General features: G+C 71.1%; 19 protein-coding genes and 1 riboswitch. Of the genes, 5 read left to right on the top strand and 14 right to left on the bottom strand.

The genetic code is table 11. The features are described from left to right. Nucleotides 1-27 precede the first annotated feature (27 nt). The 6 genes from ACFZCD_RS15160 to ACFZCD_RS15135 all read right to left on the bottom strand — a co-directional run bounded on the left by ACFZCD_RS15160 (nucleotide 28) and on the right by ACFZCD_RS15135 (nucleotide 7,143). Nucleotides 28-1,389, bottom strand: coding sequence for an aminotransferase class V-fold PLP-dependent enzyme (locus ACFZCD_RS15160; RefSeq protein ID WP_391830776.1), 1,362 nt, complete (start codon nucleotides 1,387-1,389; stop codon nucleotides 28-30). A gap of 149 nt (nucleotides 1,390-1,538) precedes the next feature. Further along, nucleotides 1,539-1,655, bottom strand: a riboswitch (SAM riboswitch). 61 nt (nucleotides 1,656-1,716) lie between these two features. After that, nucleotides 1,717-2,781: an anthranilate phosphoribosyltransferase gene (trpD, locus tag ACFZCD_RS15155; protein WP_391830774.1), complete on the bottom strand. Its 1,065-nt coding sequence runs from the start codon at nucleotides 2,779-2,781 to the stop codon at nucleotides 1,717-1,719. A 166-nt stretch (nucleotides 2,782-2,947) separates the two neighbouring features. After that, nucleotides 2,948-4,597 carry a cytochrome bc complex cytochrome b subunit gene (locus tag ACFZCD_RS15150; protein WP_391830772.1) on the bottom strand — a complete coding sequence of 550 codons (1,650 nt, stop codon included), beginning with the start codon at nucleotides 4,595-4,597 and terminating at the stop codon, nucleotides 2,948-2,950. Continuing rightward, a complete protein-coding gene (locus tag ACFZCD_RS15145) occupies nucleotides 4,594-5,649 on the bottom strand; it encodes a Rieske 2Fe-2S domain-containing protein (RefSeq protein WP_391830770.1) in 1,056 nt (351 codons plus the stop codon). Before ACFZCD_RS15145 ends, ACFZCD_RS15150 begins: the two co-directional genes overlap by 4 nt. Then, the gene (locus ACFZCD_RS15140; protein WP_391830768.1) at nucleotides 5,646-6,455 is read right to left on the bottom strand and encodes a c-type cytochrome; all 810 of its coding nucleotides are present in this window, start codon (nucleotides 6,453-6,455) and stop codon (nucleotides 5,646-5,648) included. Before ACFZCD_RS15140 ends, ACFZCD_RS15145 begins: the two co-directional genes overlap by 4 nt. A gap of 67 nt (nucleotides 6,456-6,522) precedes the next feature. Further along, the gene (locus ACFZCD_RS15135; RefSeq protein WP_302860128.1) at nucleotides 6,523-7,143 is read right to left on the bottom strand and encodes a heme-copper oxidase subunit III; all 621 of its coding nucleotides are present in this window, start codon (nucleotides 7,141-7,143) and stop codon (nucleotides 6,523-6,525) included. 237 nt (nucleotides 7,144-7,380) lie between these two features. On the opposite strand from ACFZCD_RS15135, the gene ACFZCD_RS15130 reads away from it, so the two are divergent. Beyond that, entirely contained in the window at nucleotides 7,381-7,782 is a 402-nt protein-coding gene (locus tag ACFZCD_RS15130; RefSeq protein WP_391830766.1) for a hypothetical protein, read from the top strand. Between the two features lie 25 nt (nucleotides 7,783-7,807). Here the strand turns inward: ACFZCD_RS15130 and ACFZCD_RS15125 are convergent, their stop codons facing one another. The 4 genes from ACFZCD_RS15125 to coxB all read right to left on the bottom strand — a co-directional run bounded on the left by ACFZCD_RS15125 (nucleotide 7,808) and on the right by coxB (nucleotide 12,298). After that, on the bottom strand, nucleotides 7,808-9,055 hold the full coding sequence (locus tag ACFZCD_RS15125; RefSeq protein WP_391830764.1) for an Ig-like domain-containing protein: 1,248 nt from the start codon (nucleotides 9,053-9,055) through the stop codon (nucleotides 7,808-7,810). A 146-nt stretch (nucleotides 9,056-9,201) separates the two neighbouring features. After that, complete coding sequence (locus ACFZCD_RS15120) at nucleotides 9,202-9,600, bottom strand: cytochrome c oxidase subunit 4 (RefSeq protein ID WP_391830762.1); 399 nt, start codon at nucleotides 9,598-9,600, stop codon at nucleotides 9,202-9,204. Beyond that, nucleotides 9,597-11,330, bottom strand: coding sequence for a cytochrome c oxidase subunit I (gene ctaD, locus ACFZCD_RS15115; protein WP_391830760.1), 1,734 nt, complete (start codon nucleotides 11,328-11,330; stop codon nucleotides 9,597-9,599). The genes ACFZCD_RS15120 and ctaD overlap by 4 nt, the downstream gene beginning before the upstream one ends. Then, a complete protein-coding gene (gene coxB / locus ACFZCD_RS15110) occupies nucleotides 11,327-12,298 on the bottom strand; it encodes a cytochrome c oxidase subunit II (RefSeq protein WP_391830758.1) in 972 nt (323 codons plus the stop codon). Before coxB ends, ctaD begins: the two co-directional genes overlap by 4 nt. A 278-nt stretch (nucleotides 12,299-12,576) precedes the next feature. On the opposite strand from coxB, the gene ACFZCD_RS15105 reads away from it, so the two are divergent. Next, on the top strand, nucleotides 12,577-13,959 hold the full coding sequence (locus tag ACFZCD_RS15105; RefSeq protein WP_391830756.1) for a cysteine desulfurase/sulfurtransferase TusA family protein: 1,383 nt from the start codon (nucleotides 12,577-12,579) through the stop codon (nucleotides 13,957-13,959). Nucleotides 13,960-14,004: 45 nt separating this feature from the next. Here the strand turns inward: ACFZCD_RS15105 and ACFZCD_RS15100 are convergent, their stop codons facing one another. Further along, nucleotides 14,005-14,979, bottom strand: coding sequence for a carbohydrate kinase family protein (locus tag ACFZCD_RS15100; protein ID WP_391830754.1), 975 nt, complete (start codon nucleotides 14,977-14,979; stop codon nucleotides 14,005-14,007). Between the two features lie 173 nt (nucleotides 14,980-15,152). On the opposite strand from ACFZCD_RS15100, the gene ACFZCD_RS15095 reads away from it, so the two are divergent. Further along, the gene (locus tag ACFZCD_RS15095; protein WP_391830752.1) at nucleotides 15,153-15,377 is read left to right on the top strand and encodes a hypothetical protein; all 225 of its coding nucleotides are present in this window, start codon (nucleotides 15,153-15,155) and stop codon (nucleotides 15,375-15,377) included. A gap of 122 nt (nucleotides 15,378-15,499) precedes the next feature. After that, a complete protein-coding gene (locus ACFZCD_RS15090) occupies nucleotides 15,500-17,026 on the top strand; it encodes a hypothetical protein (RefSeq protein ID WP_391830750.1) in 1,527 nt (508 codons plus the stop codon). A gap of 91 nt (nucleotides 17,027-17,117) precedes the next feature. Here ACFZCD_RS15090 and ACFZCD_RS15085 read toward each other — a convergent pair whose 3' ends face one another. Further along, nucleotides 17,118-17,474 (bottom strand): iron-sulfur cluster assembly accessory protein, encoded by a 357-nt coding sequence (locus tag ACFZCD_RS15085; RefSeq protein ID WP_058044766.1) that lies wholly within the window; start codon nucleotides 17,472-17,474, stop codon nucleotides 17,118-17,120. A gap of 245 nt (nucleotides 17,475-17,719) precedes the next feature. Between ACFZCD_RS15085 and nadA the strand changes: the two genes are divergently transcribed. Continuing rightward, nucleotides 17,720-18,907, top strand: coding sequence for a quinolinate synthase NadA (gene nadA / locus ACFZCD_RS15080; protein ID WP_391830748.1), 1,188 nt, complete (start codon nucleotides 17,720-17,722; stop codon nucleotides 18,905-18,907). A gap of 50 nt (nucleotides 18,908-18,957) precedes the next feature. On the opposite strand, the gene ACFZCD_RS15075 is transcribed toward nadA, so the two are convergent. Then, nucleotides 18,958-19,659: a response regulator gene (locus ACFZCD_RS15075; RefSeq protein WP_391830746.1), complete on the bottom strand. Its 702-nt coding sequence runs from the start codon at nucleotides 19,657-19,659 to the stop codon at nucleotides 18,958-18,960. Between the two features lie 22 nt (nucleotides 19,660-19,681). Further along, complete coding sequence (locus tag ACFZCD_RS15070; RefSeq protein WP_391830744.1) at nucleotides 19,682-20,896, bottom strand: bifunctional adenosylcobinamide kinase/adenosylcobinamide-phosphate guanylyltransferase; 1,215 nt, start codon at nucleotides 20,894-20,896, stop codon at nucleotides 19,682-19,684. Between the last annotated feature and the right edge of the window lie 47 nt (nucleotides 20,897-20,943).

Here is a 20,943-nt window from a genome sequence, read left to right as displayed (position 1 = left end):
CGGCGGTCACGCGAGCCGGCCCCGCCGTCAGGCGACGGGCACGCAGCGCCCGTCCTCCGTCCGGTAGGACCACTTCGCTCCGTCGCGGACGAGTTCGCCCACCGCCGCCACGAACCGCTCCACGTGCTCGTCCGGCGTCCCCGCCCCGAAGCTCACCCTGATCGCGTTCAGCGGCGCCCCCTCCTCGGCCGCGCCGCACTCGCCCTCCGCGGAGGAGCCCGCGCCCACCAGCGTCCGCACCAGCGGGTGCGCGCAGAAGAGGCCGTCGCGGACGCCGATCCCGTACTCCGCGGAGAGCGCCGCCGCGAAGTGCGAGCTGTTCCAGCCGTCGACGGTGAACGAGAGCACGCCCACGCTCGGGGCGTCCGGCCCGAACAGCGACAGCACCCGCACCCCCGGCACAGCCGCGAGCCCCTCCCGCACCCGGGCGATCAGCTCCCGCTCCCGCTCCGCGAGCCGGTCGAAGCCGGCCTCGGTGAGCGCCTTGCACGCGGAGGCGATGGCGTAGGCGCCGATGACGTTCGGCGACCCGGCCTCGTGCCGGGCGACGCCGTCGTGCCAGTCCACCGCCACCTCGCCGGAGGCGCCCCGCGCCACGCGCCGGCTCGCTCCCCCGCCCGCCAGATAGGGCTCCGCGTCCCGGAGCCAGTCCGCCCGCCCGGCGAGCACGCCCGCCCCGAAGGGCGCGTACAGCTTGTGCCCCGAGAAGGCGACCCAGTCCGCGTCCAGCTCCGCGACGTCCACGCGCTGGTGCGGGACGAGCTGGGCGGCGTCCACCACGATCCGCGCGCCGTGGGCGTGCGCGGCCGCGGCGAGCTCCCGTACGGGCCACAGCTCACCGGTCACGTTGGACGCACCCGTCACGCACACGAGCGCGGGACCGTAGGGCTCGCGGGCCGCGAGCGCCCGCTCCAGGGTCTCGACCGCCTGCGCGGGGGTGCGCGGCGCGTCCAGGTAGGTGACCGCGACGTCCGCGCGCCGCTCCCAGGGCAGCAGCGCCGCGTGGTGCTCGGTCTCGAAGACGAACACCCGCGTCCCCGTGGGGAGTACGGCGGCGAGCAGGTTGAGCGAGTCGGTGGTCGAGCGGGTGAAGACGACCTGGTCGTCCTCCCGGCAGCCGAGGAACGCGGCGACGTCCGCCCGGCTGGTCTCGAAGAGCTCGGTCGACAGCCGGGAGAGGTATCCGGCACCGCGGTGCACGCTGCCGTAGTAGGGCGCGTACGCCGCCACGTCGTCCCACACCCGCTGCAGGGCGGGCGCGCTGGCCGCGTAGTCCAGTGCCGCGTACGTCACCTCTCCCCCGGTGACCAGCGGGACACGGACATCTCGCCCGAGAACCGGCAGAGGGGTGCAAATGGTCGGGTCGGAGGCAAGGGTGGAGACAGACATGGCGAACTCCCGTAAAAAGGCAGGCGAATTCCACCGCGCGACGGGCGCGGAAATGGAAGAAGGGTGCGCGGGAAAGGGGCTCTTCGAGCCCTAACGCATTCGCTGAACCACGGAAGGAACTCCCTCGGCAACCAGGATCCCTGGCGAGGGATCCGCGCTTGCCGCAGACTTCGCTGCCTGCGGCCTGGTCATCACCCGGGGCACCCCGCCACGGAAGGAGGGTTGCCGGACAGCAAGCCGGGGCCTGAACGCTGTCACTCGTGACCTTGCCGAGGAGTATGGCACACGTGATCGCCCCGCGGAACCGCCGTCCCGCGGGGCGAGACGTCAGGCGTTGCTCGCGACGACCCAGCGTTCGAGCGCCCGCCGGGCCGCACCGGAGTCGATCGACTCCGCGGCGCGCGCCAGCCCGCCGCGGATCTGCTCCGCCAGCGGCGCCTCCGTGGGCGCCAGCGCCACCAGCGCCGCGGCGGAGTTGAGCAGCACCGCGTCCCGTACGGGACCGGTCTCCCCCGCCAGCAACCGCCGCGCGACGTCCGCGTTGTAGGACGCGTCGGCTCCCCGCAGCGCCTCCACCGGCACCAGATCGATGCCCACGTCCCGCGGGTCGAAGGCCTCCTCGCGGACCCGGCCGCCGGAGACCACCCACACCCGCGAGGTCGCGGTCGTGGTCAGCTCGTCCAGCCCGTCGTCGCCGCGGAAGACGAGCGCCGAGGAGCCGCGCTCGGCGAGCACCCCGGCGAGGATCGGCGCCATCCGCGCGTCCGCGACGCCCGTGGCCTGGGCCCGCACGCGGGCCGGGTTGGTCAGCGGGCCCAGCACGTTGAAGGTGGTCCGGATGCCGAGCTCGCGGCGGGCCGCGGCGACGTGCCGCAGCGCCGGGTGGAACTTCACCGCGAAGCAGAAGGTGATGCCGGCCTCCTCGGCCACCTCCACCACCCGCTTCGGGGTGAGGTCCAGGTTGACGCCCAGCTTCTCCAGGACGTCCGAGGCCCCGCTCGCCGAGGACGCCGCCCGGTTGCCGTGCTTGACGACCTTCGCGCCCGTGCCGGCCACGACGATCGAGGACATGGTGGAGATGTTGACGGTCTTGGCGCCGTCGCCGCCGGTGCCCACGATGTCCACGCTGGGCCCCGGGACCTCGATCAGCCGGGCGTGCCCGTACATCGCGCGGACCAGGCCGGAGATCTCCGCGACCGTCTCGCCCTTGGCGCGCAGGGCGACCACGAAGCCCGCGATCTGGGCGTCGCTGGCCTCGCCGCGCATGATCCGGTCCATGGCCCAGGCGGTGTCGTCGGCGGTGAGGTCACGGCCGGTGAGGAGGGCGTCCAGGAGGCCCGGCCAGGAGGGAGCCACCGCGCTGTCGCCGCCTGCCGGGGTCACAACGTTCATGGTCCACGCTCCTGGTGGTCGGTCCGGAGAGCCGGGTTCGTCCCGAGGGCTCTGCCCGCCCAGCCTATCCACCCCCGGGAACGGCGAAGAGCCCCGTCCAGCCGTCGGACGGGGCTCTTCGCTGTGGCGATCAGCGATCAGGGTGGGTCAGCCGGTGACCCGGAGATCAGTGGTGGCCGTGGCCGCTCGTGATCTCCTCGTACTCCTCCACGGTGGCCTTGGGGATCTGGGTCCCCTCGCCGTAGAAGCCCTTGGAGAGCTTCACGCGGAGGCGCTGCCCGGCGCCGGCCTTGCGGGCCACGCCGTTCTCGTCGAACTCCGGCTCCAGCTCGAGCGGCTTGGGCTGCTCGTGCGCCGTGAGGGTGTGCAGCTGCTCCTGCGAGAGCGGCTCGTGGACCTCGACGAACTCACCGTGCGGCAGGCGCTTGATGATGCCGGACTCGCGTCCGTGCAGCACCTTGTCGCGGTCGCGGCGCTGCAGGCTCATGCAGATCCGGCGGGTCGCGATGAACGTCAGGACCGGCACCACGAAGAAGCCGATGCGGACGAACCAGGTGATGGCGTTGATCGACAGGTGGAAGTGGGTGGCCCAGAGGTCGTTTCCACCACCGATCAGCAGCACGAAGTACCAGCTGATCCAGGCGGCACCGAAGGCGGTGCGCGTCGGGGCGTTGCGCGGGCGGTCCAGCAGGTGGTGCTCCCGCTTGTCGCCGGTGACCCAGGACTCGATGAACGGGTACACGGCGATGGCGGCCAGCACCAGCGGGAAGATCACCAGCGGGACGAAGACGCCGAGGACCAGCGTGTGGCCCCACAGGTTGATCTCCCAGCCCGGCATCACACGGATGAGGCCCTCGGAGAAGCCCATGTACCAGTCGGGCTGGGCGCCGGTGGACACCTGGTCCGGGCGGTACGGGCCGATGGCCCAGATCGGGTTGATCGTGGCGATCGCCGCGACGGCCGCGATGATGCCGAAGACCAGGAAGAAGAAGCCACCGGCCTTGGCCATGTAGACCGGCATCAGCGGGAGGCCGACGACGTTCTTGTTGGTCCGGCCCGGGCCGGGGAACTGCGTGTGCTTGTGGTAGATCACGAGGATCAGGTGGGCCACGAGCAGACCGAGCATGATGCCCGGCAGCAGCAGGACGTGGATCGAGAAGAACCGCGGCACGAAGTCCGAGCCGGGGAACTCGCCGCCGAAGAGGAACATCGAGATGTACGTGCCGATGATCGGCACGGACAGGATCGCGCCCTCCATGAAGCGGACACCGGTGCCGGAGAGCAGGTCGTCCGGGAGCGAGTAACCGGTGAAGCCGGTGAACATGCCCAGGACGAACAGCAGGAAGCCGAACAGCCAGTTGACCTCACGCGGCTTGCGGAACGCACCCGTGAAGAAGACGCGCATCATGTGCACGAACATGCCGGCGAGGAAGATCAGCGCCGCCCAGTGGTGGATCTGCCGGATGAGCAGACCGCCACGGGTGTCGAAGCTGATGTTCAGCGTCGACTGGAACGCCTCGGACATCCGCATGCCCTGCATGGGGACGTACGAGCCGTGGTAGACGACCTCTTCCATGCTGGGGTGGAAGAACAGCGTCAGGTACACACCCGTGAGGATGATGATGACGAAGCTGTAGAGGCAGACCTCGCCCAGCATGAAGGACCAGTGGTCCGGGAAGATCTTGCGCATGTTGGCCTTGGCCAGGGAGTAGATCCCGAGCCGGCCGTCCGCCCAGTCGGCCACCCGCTCGCCGGCGGGCGCCTTGCGGCGGCCCGGCGCGCCCGCGCCGGGCTGGTTGGTGGTCGTAGTGCTCATCCGCGCTCCCAGAAGGCAGGACCGACGGGCTCGGCGAAGTCGCCCATGGCCTCGAGGTAGCCCTTGTCATTGACCTTGATCCGCAGCTGCGGAAGGGCGTGGCCGGCCGGGCCGAAGATCACGCGACCGCCGTCGGAGAGGTCGAACGTGGACTGGTGGCACGGGCACAGCACGTGGTGCGTCTGCTGCTCGTAGAGGCTGATCGGGCAGCCGACGTGGGTGCAGATCTTGGAGAACGCGACGATGCCGTCGGCCGACCAGTCGAGCTCGCGCTTGTCCTTGATGTTCTCCGGGCGGAGCCGGACGATCATCAGGGCCGCCTTGGCGATCTCCTTCTGGAAGTCGTGGTCCTCCTCCTTCATGCCCTCGGGCATGGCGAAGGTGAGGGAGCCGACCTGGATGTCCTCGGGACGCAGCGGCTGCATCGTGTTCTGGTTGATCAGCATCTTGCCCTCGGACCAGGCGGTCTTCCGGAGCTTGGTGCCCGGGAGCGGACCGAGGTCGCGGAGCAGCACCACGCCGGAGAGCGGCACCAGGGCCAGCGCACCGAACATCGTGTTGCGGATCAGCTTGCGGCGGCCGAAGGCCGACTCCTCCGCGCCCTGCTTGAAGTCGGCCAGGACCTTGGCCTTGACGTCGGGCTCGGCGGCGATGGCGTGCCGCTCGTCGGCGACCTCCACGTCCGACATCAGGGTGCGGGCCCAGTGGACCGCGCCCGCGCCGATGCAGAACAGCGCCACCGCGAGGGTCATGCCCAGCGCGAAGTTCAGGGCGCTGATGTGACCGATCGGGAACACGTAGATGTTCTTGTCGACCGGCAGGGTCACGTAGGAGGCGATGAAGCCGACCGTGGCCAGCATCGAGAGCAGGAACAGGAAGGCGACCACGCGCTCGGAGCGCTTGGCTGCCCGCTCGTCGACGTCCTGGATGCGGGGCTCGTGCGGCGGCAGGCCGGGGTCGGCGAACGGGTCGCCGGCCGTCTTCGTCACGGCACCGCCGTGCGCGTCCTGCGTGCTCGGCAGGTTCTCTTCTGGAATGTCTTGGCTACTCATGACTTCTTGGCCTTAGCGGTGTGGGCCGCGACCCAGATGGCTACTGCGATCAGCGCGCCCAGGCCGAAGATCCACGCGAACAGACCCTCGCTGACCGGGCCGAGCCCGCCCAGCTCGAGGCCGCCCGGGCTCTCCGACTTGCTGCTGTTGACCGTGTCGAGGTACGCGATGATGTCCTTCTTGTTCTTCTCCGACATCGTCGTGTCGGGGAAGGAAGGCATGTTCTGCGGGCCGGTCTGCATGGCCTCGTAGATGTGCTTGGGATTGACGTCCTCAAGCGAGGGGGCGAACTTGCCGTTGGAGAGCGCGCCGCCCTTACCGGTGAAGTTGTGGCACTGGGCGCAGTTGGTGCGGAAGAGCTCCCCGCCCTTGGCGATGTCCGCGCCGTCCGGGCTGTACTGATCCTTGGACGGGACCGAGGGACCGGCGCCCAGCGAGGCGATGTACGCGGCGAGCTGGTCGATCTCGGCCTGCGAGTAGATCGCCTTCTTGCGGGGGGCCTGGGCACCCTGCTGCTGGAGCGGCATGCGGCCGGTGGCGACCTGGAAGTCGACGGCCGCGGCGCCCACGCCGACGAGGCTCGGGCCGTCACTGGTGCCCTGACCGCCGGTGCCGTGGCAGCTTGCGCAGCCCACGGAATAGAGCTTCTTGCCCTCCTCGATGGCGAGGGACTGGGCGGAGTCGTCGGCCTTGGCCGTGTCCGCCGGCGCGAACGCGGCGTACAGCCCCCCAGTGACCGCCAGCGCGAAGAGTAGGACGACGACCGCCGCCAGCGGATGGCGTCGTCGTGCGGAGAGCTTTTTCACGGATTACCCCGGTGTCAGGATCTTCTGCGTCGATCTGGACTGTTGGTCCGGTGCGGGACGGGACCGATTACTTGATCAAGTAGATCGTGGCGAAGAGGCCGATCCACACCACGTCGACGAAGTGCCAGTAGTAGGACACGACGATCGCCGCCGTCGCCTGGTGGTGGGTGAACCTCTTCGCCGCGTACGTCCTGCCCAGGACCAGCAGGAAGGCGATCAGACCGCCCGTCACGTGCAGGCCGTGGAAGCCGGTCGTCAGGTAGAACACCGAGCCGTACGGGTCGGAGGAGAGCGAGAGGCCGTCCTCCTTCACGAGGTCGGTGTACTCGAACACCTGGCCGCCGATGAAGATGGCACCCATCACGAACGTGATCACGAACCAGGTGCGCAGCTTCTTCACGTCGCCGCGCTCGGCGGCGAAGACGCCGAGCTGGCAGGTGAGGGAGGAGAGCACCAGGATCGTGGTGTTCGTCGCCGAGAACGGAAGGTTCAGCGAGGACGCCATTTCCTTCCAGTGGTCGGCGCCGGTCACCGATCGCAGGGTGAAGTACATCGCGAAGAGGGCCGCGAAGAACATCAGCTCGGAACTCAACCAGATGATGGTTCCGACGCTGGTGAGGTTCGGTCGATTGACCGACGGGTGTGCGTGCCCGGTATCTGTTGCTGTTGCAGTCGCCACGACCGACATTATGTCGGTCGCTTATCTCGCGCTCACTCCGGGGGGTGCCGTTCGGTGTGTCAAGAGCATGTGCGCTGCTCGTACGGCCCAGTGCCGGGGTCCCCCAAAGGGGGGAAGCGGAGGTTCCGGGGCCCTTCGCGGGCCCGACGGACCCTCCTCCGGAAGGGTGTTCGCGGAGTAGAGTCCGCGCCGAGGTCAGATCCACATCAGATCCACAGCTGTGCCGAACACAAGCCTGGAGGAACGATGGAGCCGACGGCCACCGTGCTGGTCTACAGCGACGACGCGGACACCCGCGAGCAGGTCCGGCTGGCCGCCGGGCGCAGGCCGGCCCCGGACGTACCGCCGGTCGTGTACGTCGAGTGCGCGACACTCCCGGGCGTGCTGAAGGCCCTGGAGGAGCACCGGGTGGACGTGTGCGTCCTGGACGGCGAGACGGCTCCCGCGGGCGGCATGGGGGTGTGCAGGCAGCTGAAGGACGAGGTGTTCCGCTGCCCGCCCGTGCTGCTGCTGATGGGCCGCCCGCAGGACGCCTGGCTGGCCACCTGGAGCCGGGCCGACGCGGCCGTGACGCACCCGCTGGACCCGGCGGCGTTCGCGGAGGCGCTGGCGGGCCTGCTGCGCTCCCGGAAGGCCGTGGACGCCTGAGGGGCCGGCGGGCCCCCCGGGGCCGCTAGAGCTCGGGGCGCAGGCGGGCCGCATCGGCGGGGCTGCTCCCCTGCGTCCTGCCACCCGCGAGGGCACTGCCCTTGCGCCACTCGTCCCAGTCCATGTTCCAGTCGCCGAAGCCGTTGTCGAAGGGCGTCATGGTGGCGCCCGCGCTGCCCACGACCTTGACGATGTCGCCGACGTGGACGGTGTCGAAGAACCACTTGGCGTTGGCGGTGCTCATGCCGGTGCAGCCGTGGCTGACGTTCTCCCAGCCCTGGGAGCCCTCGGACCAGGGCGCGGCGTGCACGTACTCGCCGCTCCAGGTGACCCGGGTGGCCCAGTAGACGGGCAGGTCGTAGGAGTCGGCGCTGCCCTCGGCGATGCCGATGCTCGTGCCGCGCATCCGTACGAAGGATTCCCGGCCCAGGATCACCTTGACCCCGTTGCGGGTGGCGTAGCCCGGTTTGCCGGTGGTCACCGGGATGGACCGGATCTCCTTGCCGTTGCGCAGCACGGTCATGCTGTGGGCGCCGGCGTCGGTGACGGCCTCGATGCGGTCGCCGGTGGTCATCCTGATGGGCTTGGAGGGGCCTCCGTAGAGGCCGCCGCCGACCTTGATGCCGTCGAGCGTGGCGTGCACGTCGACGGTGGAGTTGGCGGGCCAGTACTCCTTGGGCCGGTAGTGCAGGGTGCGGTTGTCCACCCAGTGCCAGGCGCCTTCCACGGCGGGCTGCGACTCGACCCTGAGGGTGCGTTCGACGACGGCGCGGGCGGCCGGGTCCTGGACGGGGCTGCTCAGTTCGGCGGTGATGGGCTGTCCCACCCCGTACGTGCCGCTCTGCGGGCCGAAACTGACCCTCAGGAGGCGGTCCGCCGGGTTGGTGTCGAAGCCGATCGTGCGGCGCCCCTGGGCGCCGTTCTCGTCCTCGGTGGTGACGCGGACGGTGTAGTGGGCTCCGGCGGCGAGGGCCCCGGTGCTGTGCCACCGGGTGCCGTCGGGGGAGAGTTCGCCCTTCACGTAGCGGCCGGCGGCGTCCGTGGCGGTGACGTCCGTGATCCGGTCGTCTCCCCTGGCCGTCACCTCCAGCGGCTTGCTGGGGTCCGCCTTCTGCCCGTCGCGGGCGCTGGTGAGCTCCACTTGGCCGCTGGCGTCGTAGGGCTTGTCGGCCAGCAGGTTGGACGAGCCGCCGCAGGCCGTGACCCCCACCGCCAGGGCGGTCAGCAGCACGGCGCCGCAGAGCGCCAAGCGGTGTCGAGGTGACTGGGTCATGTCTCACACCGTAGGGACGTTCGGGGCGTACGGCCTGTCGGGTGACTGCAAACGGGTGGTTGTGCGCGAAGGAGCCCGGACACGCGCCGGGCCCCGCACACCCGGTGGGTGTGCGGGGCCCGTTGCGGTGCGCCTTGCGGCTGCCGCTACTGGTTCTGGTTCTCGCCGCGGTAGAACTCGAACACCCAGCCGAAGAGGCCGACCAGGATGACCGGAGCGGAGAAGTACATCAGCCACCAGCCGAAGCAGATGCTCAGGAAGGCGAGGGCGCCACCGACCGCCAGGGAGAGCGGCTGCCAGCTGTGCGGGGCGAAGAAGCCCAGCTCGCCGGCGTCGTCGGCGACGTCCGCCTCCTTGTTGTCACCGGCACCGGTGTCCACCCGGCGCGCGGTGAACGCCAGGTAGTAGCCGACCATGATGCACAGGCCGAAGGCCAGGAAGAGCGCCGTCGTACCGGCCGGCTCCTTCGACCACACGCCATAGACACACGCCATGGCGAGGATGAAGACGGAGAGCCAGATGAACATCTTGCCCTGGATCTTCACTTGCCGGCCTCCTTGCCGCCCGCGAGGGCCTTCTCACCGGAGGCGGCGAGGTTCTCCTCGAGTTCCAGGGCCGCGATCTCCGGGTGGTGCAGGTCGAACGCCGGGGATTCACTGCGGATCCGCGGGAGGGTGAGGAAGTTGTGCCGCGGCGGCGGGCAGGAGGTCGCCCACTCCAGCGAACGGCCGTAGCCCCACGGGTCGTCGACCTCGACCTTCTTGCCGTACTTGGCGGTCTTCCAGACGTTGTACATGAACGGCAGGATCGACAGGCCCAGCAGGAAGGAGCTGATGGTCGAGATGGTGTTCAGCGTGGTGAAGCCGTCGGCGGCCAGGTAGTCCGCGTAACGGCGCGGCATGCCCTCGGCACCGAGCCAGTGCTGCACCAGGAACGTGCCGTGGAAGCCCACGAACAGCGTCCAGAAGGTGATCTTGCCGAGCTTCTCGTCCAGCATCTTGCCCGTGAACTTCGGCCACCAGAAGTGGAAGCCGGAGAACATCGCGAACACCACGGTGCCGAAGATGACGTAGTGGAAGTGCGCGACCACGAAGTACGAGTCGGAGACGTGGAAGTCCATCGGCGGCGAGGCCAGGATGACGCCGGTCAGACCACCGAAGGTGAAGGTGATCAGGAAGCCGACGGCCCACAGCATCGGGGTCTCGAAGGACAGCGAGCCCTTCCACATGGTGCCGATCCAGTTGAAGAACTTCACACCGGTCGGGACCGCGATGAGGAAGGTCATGAAGGAGAAGAACGGCAGCAGCACACCGCCCGTGACGTACATGTGGTGCGCCCACACCGTCACCGACAGACCGGCGATCGAGATCGTGGCCGCGATCAGGCCCCAGTAGCCGAACATCGGCTTGCGGGAGAAGACCGGGATGACCTCGGAGATGATGCCGAAGAACGGCAGCGCGATGATGTACACCTCGGGATGGCCGAAGAACCAGAAGAGGTGCTGCCACAACAGGGCGCCGCCATTGGCCGCGTCGAAGACGTGGGCCCCGAACTTCCGGTCCGCCTCCAGGGCGAACAGCGCGGCCGCCAGCACCGGGAAGGCCAGCAGGACCAGCACACCGGTCAGCAGGACGTTCCAGGTGAAGATCGGCATGCGGAACATCGTCATGCCGGGCGCGCGCATGCAGATGATCGTGGTGATGAAGTTGACCGAACCGAGGATCGTGCCGAAGCCGGAGAAGGCCAGACCCATGATCCACATGTCGGCGCCGACGCCCGGCGAGCGGACGGCGTCCGACAGCGGGGAGTAGGCGAACCAGCCGAAGTCGGCCGCACCCTGCGGGGTGAGGAAGCCGGCCACCGCGATGATCGAGCCGAAGAGGTACAGCCAGTAGGCGAACATGTTCAGCCGCGGGAACGCCACGTCGGGCGCGCCGATCTGCAGCGGCATGATCCAGTTCGCGAAACCGGCGAACAGCGGCGTCGCGAACATCAGCAGCATGATCGTGCCGTGCATCGTGAACGCCTGGTTGAACTGCTCGTTCGACATGATCTGCGTGCCGGGACGGGCGAGTTCGGCGCGCATCAGCAGCGCCATCAGACCGCCGATGCAGAAGAACGCGAACGACGTGACCAGATACATCGTGCCGATGGTCTTGTGGTCGGTGGTGGTGAGCCACTTGACCGCATTGATACCGGGCTGCTTCTGGCGGACTGGCGGTGCTGCCGTGGCTGTCGCGGCGGCGGCACCCTGGGGTTCGTTGAGGATGCTCACTTGTTCTTGGTCTCCGCGTTCTTCGCGTGATCCGTCTGCGCGATACCCGCCGGCTGGTAACCGGTCTGGCCCTTGGCCGCGAGCTCCTTCAGGTGCGCCTTGTAACGCTCAGGAGAGACGACCTTGACGTTGAAGAGCATCCGGGAGTGGTCCTGGCCGCAGAGCTCGGCGCACTTGCCCAGGAAGGTGCCTTCCTTGTTCGGGGTCACCGTGAAGCTGTTGGTGTGCCCGGGGATGACGTCCTGCTTCATCAGGAACGGCACCACCCAGAAGGAGTGGATGACGTCCCGCGAGGTGAGCACGAACTCGACCGTCTCACCCTTGGGCAGCCACAGCGTGGGGCCGGGGTTGTTGGTCTGCTCGTTGCGCGTGCCGGGGGTGCCGATGTCGTAGACACCCTCCGCGCCCTGCGGTGCCTTCTTCAGGAACCGGTCGGGGATCGCGTCGAGCTCCTTGTTCTCCCGGAGCGGCTTCGCCGGGGTCGCGGCGTTGCCGTCGACGTCCTCCATGTAGTTGAAGGCCCAGCTCCACTGGAAGCCCACCACGTTCACGACGTGCTTGGGCTTGTCCGGGTTGGTCAGGAGCTTGTTCTCATCACGCGCGGTGAAGTAGAAGAGCACCGACACGATGATGATCGGGACCGCCGTGTACAGCGCCTCGATCGGCATGTTGTACCGGGTCTGCTGGGGGACCTCCACCTTCGTCCGGCTGCGCCGGTGGAAGATGACGCTCCAGATGATCAGGCCCCACACCAGGACACCGACCACGAGGGCGGCGGCCCAGGAGCCCTGCCACAGGGAGAGGATCCGCGGCGCCTCTTCCGTGACGGGAGTGGGCATTCCGAGGCGGGGGAAGTCCTTATATGTGCAACCGGAGGCGGTCGCCAGGACAGCGCCCGCGGCCAGCGCCTGCAGCAGCTTCCGCCGCACCGGGCGCCGCGACGAGCGGTCGGAGCCGTTGGGACTCACGTAGCGCCTTCCCGAGAGTCTCGCCCGTGCGGCCGGCTGCGGCCGTCTCGCTGGTCGGTCGCCGGCCCGCTGCGGGCAGGGGTTTGGATGTTTATGCGGACCAAACCCTACTGGACGCTATTTGGGGCCGCGCGGGGAGGGTGCCCAACGCGCCGCGTCACTCCCCGAAGGGATGGAATCCACGGGTCCGGCCGCCGTCTGGGGGACCGTCAGACGGCTGCGCCGCAGGTCGGGCGGTACGCACGGGCCGGCCTCCGGCGAGGGGTTAGTTTCTGGGGGTGCCCTACTTCGACGCCGCCTCCGCCGCTCCCCTGCACCCCGTGGCCCGCCAGGCCCTGCTGGCCTCCCTCGACGAGGGCTGGGCCGACCCCGCCCGGCTCTACCGCGAGGGCAGGCGCGCCCGGCTGCTGCTGGACGCCGCGCGCGAGGCCGCGGCGGAGGCCGTGGGCTGCCGGCCCGACGAGCTCGTCTTCACCCCTTCGGGTACCCGCGCGGTGCACGACGGCATTGCCGGTGCCCTCGCCGGGCGCCGCCGCACCGGCCGCCACCTGGTGGTCTCGGCCGTAGAGCACTCCGCCGTGCTCGCCTCCGCCGCGGCCCTGGAGGCGGCCGGCGGCAGCTTCACCGAGGTGCCCGTGGACCGGGCGGGCCGCGTGGCGCCCGGCGCGTACGCCGCGGCGCTGCGCCCTGACACGGCGCTGGCCGTCCTGCAGTCCGCCAACCACGAGGTGGGCACCGAGCAGCCGGTGGCCGAGGCGGCCGAGGAGTGCCGGGCCGCCGGGGTGCCGCTGCTGGTGGACGCGGCGCAGTCGCTCGCGTGGGGGCCCGTGGCGGGCGGCTGGTCGCTGCTGACGGCCAGCGCGCACAAGTGGGGCGGCCCCGCGGGCGTGGGTCTGCTGGCCGTCCGCAAGGGGGTGCGGTTCGCGCCCCAGGGGCCCGCGGACGAGCGGGAGTCGGGCCGGGCGCCGGGCTTCCCCGACCTGCCCGCGATCGTGGCGGCGGCCGCGTCGCTGCGGGCCGTGCGGCAGGAGGCGGCGCAGGAGGGCGCCCGGCTGCGGGCGCTGACCGAGCGGATCCGGGAGCGGGTGCCCGCGCTCGTGCCGGACGTGGAGGTGGTGGGCGATCCGGTGCGGCGGCTGCCGCATCTGGTCACCTTCTCGTGTCTGTATGTCGACGGCGAGACCCTGCTGCACGCCCTCGACCGGGCGGGGTTCTCCGTCTCCTCCGGCTCCTCGTGCACCTCCAGCACCCTGATTCCCAGCCATGTGCTGCGGGCGATGGGCGTGCTGTCGGAGGGCAACGTCCGGGTGTCGCTGCCGCCGGGCACGGCGGAGGAGGACGTCGAGCGCTTCCTGGACGTCCTGCCGGGGGTGGTGGCGTCCGTACGGCGGCAGCTGGGCGCGCCGGCCGCGCCGGAGCCGGTGTCCCGGACGGCGTCGGAGCTGGTGATCGACTCGCTGGGCAAGCGCTGCCCGATCCCGGTGATCGAGCTGGCCAGGTCCATCGGCGAGGTGCCGGTGGGCGGCGTGGTGACCGTCCTGTCCGACGACGAGGCCGCGCGGCTGGACATCCCGGCCTGGTGCGACATGCGGGAGCAGGAGTACGTGGGGGAGCGCCCGGCGGAGCGCGGCACGGCGTACGTGGTGCGGCGCAGGGCGTGAGGGTGCGGGGTGCGGGGGCCGGCGGCCCCCGCAACCGCCGGCGGGTCAGGCCAGGTGGGCGCGGACCTCGGCCGCGGCCTCGTCGCCGTAGGCCTTGGTGAAGCGCTCCATGAAGTGGCCGCGGCGCAGCTCGTACTCCTGGGTGCCCAGCGTCTCGATGACCAGGGTGGCGAGCATGCAGCCCAGCTGGGCGGCGCGCTCCAGGGACAGCTCCCAGGTCAGGCCCGCGAGGAAGCCCGCGCGGAAGGCGTCGCCGACGCCCGTCGGGTCGACCTTGGCCTCCTCCTGGGCGCAGCCGACCTCGACGGGGGGCTCGCCGGCGCGCTCGATGCGCACGCCCTGGGCGCCGAGGGTGGTGATGCGGGTGCCGACCTTGGCCAGGATCTCGTCCCCGGACCAGCCGGTCTTGGACTCGATGAGGGCCTTCTCGTACTCGTTGGTGAAGAGGTACGTGGCGCCCTCGATGAGGACGCGGATGTCGTCGCCGTCCATGCGGGCCAGCTGCTGGGAGGGGTCGGCGGCGAAGGGGATGCCCCGGGAGCGGCACTCCTCGGTGTGGCGGATCATCGCCTCGGGGTCGTCGGCGCCGATCAGGACCAGGTCGAGGCCGCCGACGCGGTCGGCGACGGGCTGCAGCTCGATCTGGCGGGCCTCGCTCATCGCGCCGGTGTAGAAGGACGCGATCTGGTTGTGGTCGGTGTCCGTGGTGCAGACGAACCGCGCGGTGTGCAGGACCTCGGAGATGCGGACGGAGTCGGTGTCCACGCCGTGCCGCTCCAGCCAGGCGCGGTACTCGGCGAAGTCGGCGCCGGCGGCCCCGACCAGGATCGGGCGCAGGCCGAGCAGGCCCATGCCGAAGCAGATGTTGGGGGCGACACCGCCGCGGCGGACGTCGAGTTCGTCGACGAGGAAGGAGAGCGAGACGGTGTGCAGCTGGTCCGCCACGAGCTGATCGGCGAAACGGCCGGGGAACGTCATCAGGTGGTCGGTGGCGATGGAGCCGGTGACAGCGATACGCACGGCGGTTCTGCTCCTGCGGGGCGAGTGATGGAGGGGTGGGGGAAATCAAGACGAGCCACACCACGCTACCGGGTCCGGAAATCACACCTGGATACGGTTTCAGCCATCGTCCGGACAAAATTACCAAATAGTAGCCCTTTCATCGTGCGGCGGAGCCTGCATACGGTGCCGCTATGCCGAACCCTGTGAAGGACGTCACTTTTCCCGAGTCCGAGCCCGAATCGCTGGCCGAGCTGCGCGGGCTGTGCGCACGGATGTCGCCGCACTGGACCGGAGGGAGCGGGTCCGCCGGGCACGCGCAGGCCGCGGCGGCCGTCTCACCCGCGCGGATCAGGGGCGTCTCCGTGCCGGCGGGGTCGGCGCGGCTGATCGACGGCATGTCGGAGTACGGCGACTGAAGCATGCGGCGGCCGTAGCCGCGCCGCGGTGGAACCGCTCGCTCCTGTGCTCCGTCCAAGCCGCGTCCCCTTCTCGGGGGATGCGGCACTACGGATATCGGGCGGAGCGAAGGAGCGATGTGGTGAGCACCGAGGGCGGCAGCCCCGAAGGCAAGCAGCAGCGGAAGCGTTCACGGCTCGCGGTCGCCTCGGTGGCGGCGGCGGTGCTGCTGGCCGGTGGCGGCGGTGCGTACTGGGCCGCCACGGCGTCGGGGGGCGACGGCGGCAAGGGCAGCGGCACGCCGGGCGGTGAGGGCTCTCCACCACCGCTCGCCCTGGACGCCCCGGCCGCCGGCGGGCCCACCGGGCCCTCGCAGGGCATCGCCGTGGGCGAGCCCGACCCCGGCGGCGTGCGCTACCGGGCCGAGGGGAAGCTGCCCGGCGGGCCGCGGACGGCTGCGGTCCGGCTGCCGGAGGGCGAGGTGAGCCGCGAGCAGGTGGCGTCCCTCGCGACGGCCCTGCACGTGTCCGGCACGCCCCGGCTGGACGGGGACACCTGGCAGGTGGGCGGGCCGCCCGGTGCCGGCGAGCCGGTCCTGCAGGTGGCACGCAAGGGGCCGGGCGACTGGTCGTTCGCGCGCTACGGCACCCCGGGCAAGGGGTGCGTGCACCCGCCGGGCTCGGGGCCGCGCACGGATCCCGCGGCGGACCTGTCGCCGGGCAAGCCGGAGAGCTGCCCGCAGCAGGAGCAGAAGCCGTCGGAGGACGGGCAGCCCGTCCCGGAGGAGAAGGCGAAGAGCGCCGCGGCGCCCGTGCTGAAGGCGCTCGGCCAGGACGACTCCAAGATCGACGCCTCGGCGCTCTTCGGTGCCGTGCGGATGGTCAATGCCGATCCCGTCCTGGACGGTCTGCCCTCCTTCGGCTGGCGGACGACCCTTGAGGTCGGCTCGGACGCCCAGCTCGTGCGCGGCAGCGGCCGGTTGCAGCTCCCGCCGAAGGGCGCCACGTACCCGCTGGTGACGGCCGACGAAGCGCTGAAGGAGCTGAACAAGGGCGGCGGCACCGGCCGTCCCCCGGCCGGCGGCTGCGCCTCCCCGGTCCCGCAGGAGGACGGCGGCCGGCCCGACGACCCGCGCGGCTTCGCGCCGCCCTGCCCGCCGAAGGCGCCGCCGCGGGAGCCCGCGACGGTGACCGGGGCCGCGCTGGGCCTGTCGGCGCAGTCGGTGGCGGGGCGACAGGCGCTGGTGCCGTCGTGGCTGTTCCAGGTGCGCCTGCCGGGCACGGACAAGGGCGCGTCGGTCACCGTCGCGCAGCCCGCGGTGGACCCGGAGTTCCTGGTGAAGCCCTCCCCCGGCCCGGAGCGTTCCGAGAGCCCCGGGAAGGGCACGCCGCAGTCGGCGCCCGTACGCGTCGAGTCGTACGGCACGGAGGGGAAGAAGCTCGTCCTGCACTTCTGGGGCGGGGTGTGCCGGACCTACGCGGCCTCCGCGGAGCAGTCGTCCGCCGCGGTGACGGTCAAGGTCACCGGCACGGAGCAGCAGCCGGGCCGGCAGTGCGTGCTGATGGCGAAGAAGTTCGACGAGACGGTGACGCTGGACGAGCCGCTGGGCGACCGGAAGGTCGTGGACGCCTCGACCGGGGAGCCGGTGACGCAGCAGCAGGAGAAGTAGGCCGCACGGCGCTTCCTGCGAAAAACCGCGAAGGCGGTGGCTCCCCGGCCGGGGAGCCACCGCCTTCGCGGCAAGCTGTGAGGGTGACGGCCTAGCTGAAGGAGTCACCGCAGGCGCAGGAACCCGTGGCGTTCGGGTTGTCGATCGTGAAGCCCTGCTTCTCGATGGTGTCGACGAAGTCGATCGAGGCGCCGCCCAGGTACGGGGCGCTCATGCGGTCGGTGACGACCTTGACGCCGTCGAAGTCCTTGACGACGTCACCGTCGAGCGAGCGCTCGTCGAAGAAGAGCTGGTACCGCAGACCGGAGCAACCGCCCGGCTGGACGGCGACGCGCAGCGCGAGGTCGTCACGGCCTTCCTGCTCCAGCAGGGCCTTGACCTTGGCGGCGGCGGCGTCGGACAGGAGGATGCCGTCGCTCACAGTGGTCTTCTCGTCCTGAACGGACATCTGCTTCACTCCCGGGTTTGGGGCGGACTGCTTGCCCTCGGCTGCAACCGCCGGTCTCCCGGATTCATTCCGGGCCTGCTGCGGTGATTCCGTCTTTCATGCTCGCACACCCGGCGCCGGATCGGGAATGTGTCACATCGACGCGATCACCATCGTCAAACTGACGCGAAGCAGTTATGATAGATAGCGTCAAATTGACGACAAGGCCCTTTCCGGCCGTCCGCAGAACAGAAAGGGTGCGTGACGTGACCACCGCCCAGCCCTTGGACTTCCAGGCACCTTCCCCCTCCCCGCTCGCACTCCTGCTGCTCGGCCGCGAGGCCGACCCGAAGAGCGAGCGGGGCGTCGAGTGCCCCGGCGACCTGCCGGCGCCCTCCGACCCGGACCTGGTGGAGCGCGCCCGGGCGGCCAAGGCGAAGCTCGGGGACAAGGTCTTCGTCCTCGGCCACCACTACCAGCGCGACGAGGTCATCGAGTTCGCGGACGTGACCGGGGACTCCTTCAAGCTCGCGCGCGACGCGGCCGCCCGCCCCGGCGCCGAGTACATCGTCTTCTGCGGCGTGCACTTCATGGCCGAGTCCGCGGACATCCTCACCACCGCCGGCCAGCAGGTCGTCCTGCCGGACCTGGCCGCGGGCTGCTCGATGGCCGACATGGCCACCGCCGAGCAGGTCGCCGAGTGCTGGGACGTGCTGAGCGAGGCCGGCGTCGCCGACGTCACCGTCCCGGTCTCGTACATGAACTCGTCGGCCGACATCAAGGCCTTCACCGGCAAGCACGGCGGCACGATCTGCACCTCGTCGAACGCCGAGCGGGCGCTGACCTGGGCCTTCGAGCAGGGCGAGAAGGTGCTCTTCCTGCCCGACCAGCACCTGGGCCGCAACACCGCCGTCCGCGACATGGGCATGTCGCTGGAGGACTGCGTCCTCTACAACCCGCACAAGCCGAACGGCGGCCTGACCGCCCAGGAGCTGCGCGACGCCAAGATGATCCTGTGGCGCGGGCACTGCTCGGTGCACGGCCGCTTCTCGCTCGACTCGGTCAACGACGTGCGCGAGCGCATCCCGGGCGTCAACGTCCTGGTGCACCCCGAGTGCCGGCACGAGGTCGTGGCCGCGGCCGACTACGTCGGCTCGACGGAGTACATCATCAAGACCCTGGAGGCCGCCCCGGCCGGCTCGAAGTGGGCCATCGGCACGGAGCTGAACCTGGTCCGCCGTCTGGCGAATCGATTCGCCGGAGAGGGCAAGGAGATCGTCTTCCTCGACAAGACGGTGTGCTTCTGCTCGACCATGAACCGGATCGACCTGCCGCACCTCGTGTGGGCGCTGGAGTCCCTGGCGGACGGCAAGGTCGTCAACCGGATCGAGGTGGACCCGGAGGTGGCGGCGTTCTCGAAGCTCGCGCTGGAGCGGATGCTGGCGCTGCCGTAGCCGGTTCCGGGGCCCGCGGCGGAGGACGCGGCGGGCCCCGCCGCCGGCGGCTAGTCCGTCCTCGGCCGGACCAGGCCCGACTCGTACGCGATGACGACGAGCTGGGCCCGGTCGCGGGCCCCCAGCTTCGCCATCGCACGGTTCACGTGCGTCTTGACGGTCAGCGGGCTGACCTCCAGCCGCTCGCCGATCTCGTCGTTGGACAGCCCGCCCGCGACGTGCACGAGGACCTCCCGCTCGCGGCCGGTGAGCGCGTCGAGCCGCACGGCCCGGGGCCCCGGCCGGCCGGGCTCCCCCGGCTGCGCGAGGAACCGGGCGATCAGCCCCTTCGTCGCCGCGGGCGACAGCAGCGCCTCCCCCGCCCGCGCCACCCGGATGGCCGCCAGCAGCTCCTCCGGCTCGGCGCCCTTGCCCAGGAAGCCGGAGGCGCCCGCCCGGAGCGACTGCACCACGTACTCGTCGACCTCGAAGGTCGTCAGCATCACCACGCGCACGTCCGCGAGGGCCGGGTCGGAGCAGATGGCCCGGGTCGCGGCCAGGCCGTCCGTGCCCGGCATCCGGATGTCCATCAGGACCACGTCCGGGGCGTGCAGCCGGGCCAGCTCCAGGGCCTCCGCGCCGTCGGCGGCCTCCCCCACGACGGTCATGTCCGGCTCCGAGTTCACCAGCACCCGGAAGGCGCTGCGCAGGAGGGCCTGGTCGTCGGCGAGCAGGACCCTGATGGAGGGGGCGGGGCGGTCGGGATCAGCCATGGGGCCCAAGCGTACGGAGCGCTCAGCGCAGCGTGAGCGCCTGTCCCGCGACCACCAGCAGGACGTGTTCGCACTCCCCGGCGATCGCCGTGTTCAGCCGGCCCAGTTCGTCGCGGAAGCGGCGCCCCGACGCGGTCGCGGGCACGACGCCCGAGCCCACCTCGTTGCTCACCAGCACCACCGTGCGCGGCGTGGCCCGCACGGCGGCCACCAGCTCCGCCACCCGCCGGGCCAGCGCGTCCTTGCCGCCATCGGTCCACGACTCGTCGTCCCAGGCGCCGACGGAGTCCATCGCGTCGGTGAGCCACAGCGACAGGCAGTCCAGCAGCAGCGGCGGCCCGTCGGCGGCCAGCAGGGGGACGATGTCGGTGGTCTCCGCCGTGCGCCAGGAGCCGGGCCGGCGCTCGCGGTGCAGGGCCACCCGCGCCGCCCAGTCGGCGTCGCCCGGGCGGGTGCCGCCCGTGGCCACGTAGAGCACGTCGGGGAATGACTCCAGCCGCCGCTCGGCCTCCACGGACTTGCCCGAGCGGGCGCCGCCCAGCACCAGGGTGCGCCGGGGCAGGTCCGGCACGGCGTGGTAGTCGCCGACGACGAGCGTGGTGCCGTCGGGCACGGTGCGGGCGCCGGCCGCCGCGAGCTGCCGGTGCAGCTCGCGGCCGGGCGGCACGTCGTGGTCCAGGTGGACGGCGATCACGTCCGTGGTGGCCGTGACGGCGCCCGCGGCGCGCAGCCGGGCGAGGGCGTCCGGCCGGCCGACGGCGTCGAGCAGCACCATGTCGTACGGGACGGCCGGGGCGGCCCCGGCGCCCGGCCCGTTCAGGCCCGCGGGGGCCGCGCCCGGCGGGAGGTAGAGCAGGCGCTCGCCGTCCGCGGCGGTCACCTCGTAGCCCGTGCCGGGAGCATCCAGGGCGACGGCGCGGATCCGGTGGCCGCTGATCACGGCCAGTTCGCGGCCGTCCGGCACCCGGCCCGGCGCGGGCAGCCCCGCCGGGAACTCGACGGCGGGCCCGTCGTGCGGGTGGGAGAGCAGGACCTGCCGGACGCCGGCGATGGACCGGCCCGCGCGGGCGGCGGCGAACGCCGGCCCCGGGGTGAGGTCCAGCAGCAGCGCCCCGTCGACGAGGACCGCGGTCGCGGCCCGCGCCTCGTCGCCGACGGCGGTGGCGCAGGACGCGCAGGGGCAGTCGGGGCGCGGCAGCCCGTCGGGGGCTCCGGTGCCAAGCAGTGTCAGTTCCACGCACTGATCGTCTCGCGCCCGCGGGCGGCGGGCGCGCGGGGCTCACC

Origin of the sequence: Streptomyces sp. NPDC008001, from assembly GCF_042958085.1 — a bacterium.
Taxonomy (GTDB): domain Bacteria; phylum Actinomycetota; class Actinomycetes; order Streptomycetales; family Streptomycetaceae; genus Streptomyces.
The sequence above is the reverse complement of the archived record's forward strand: the minus strand, read 5'-3'. Positions and strand labels throughout refer to the sequence as shown.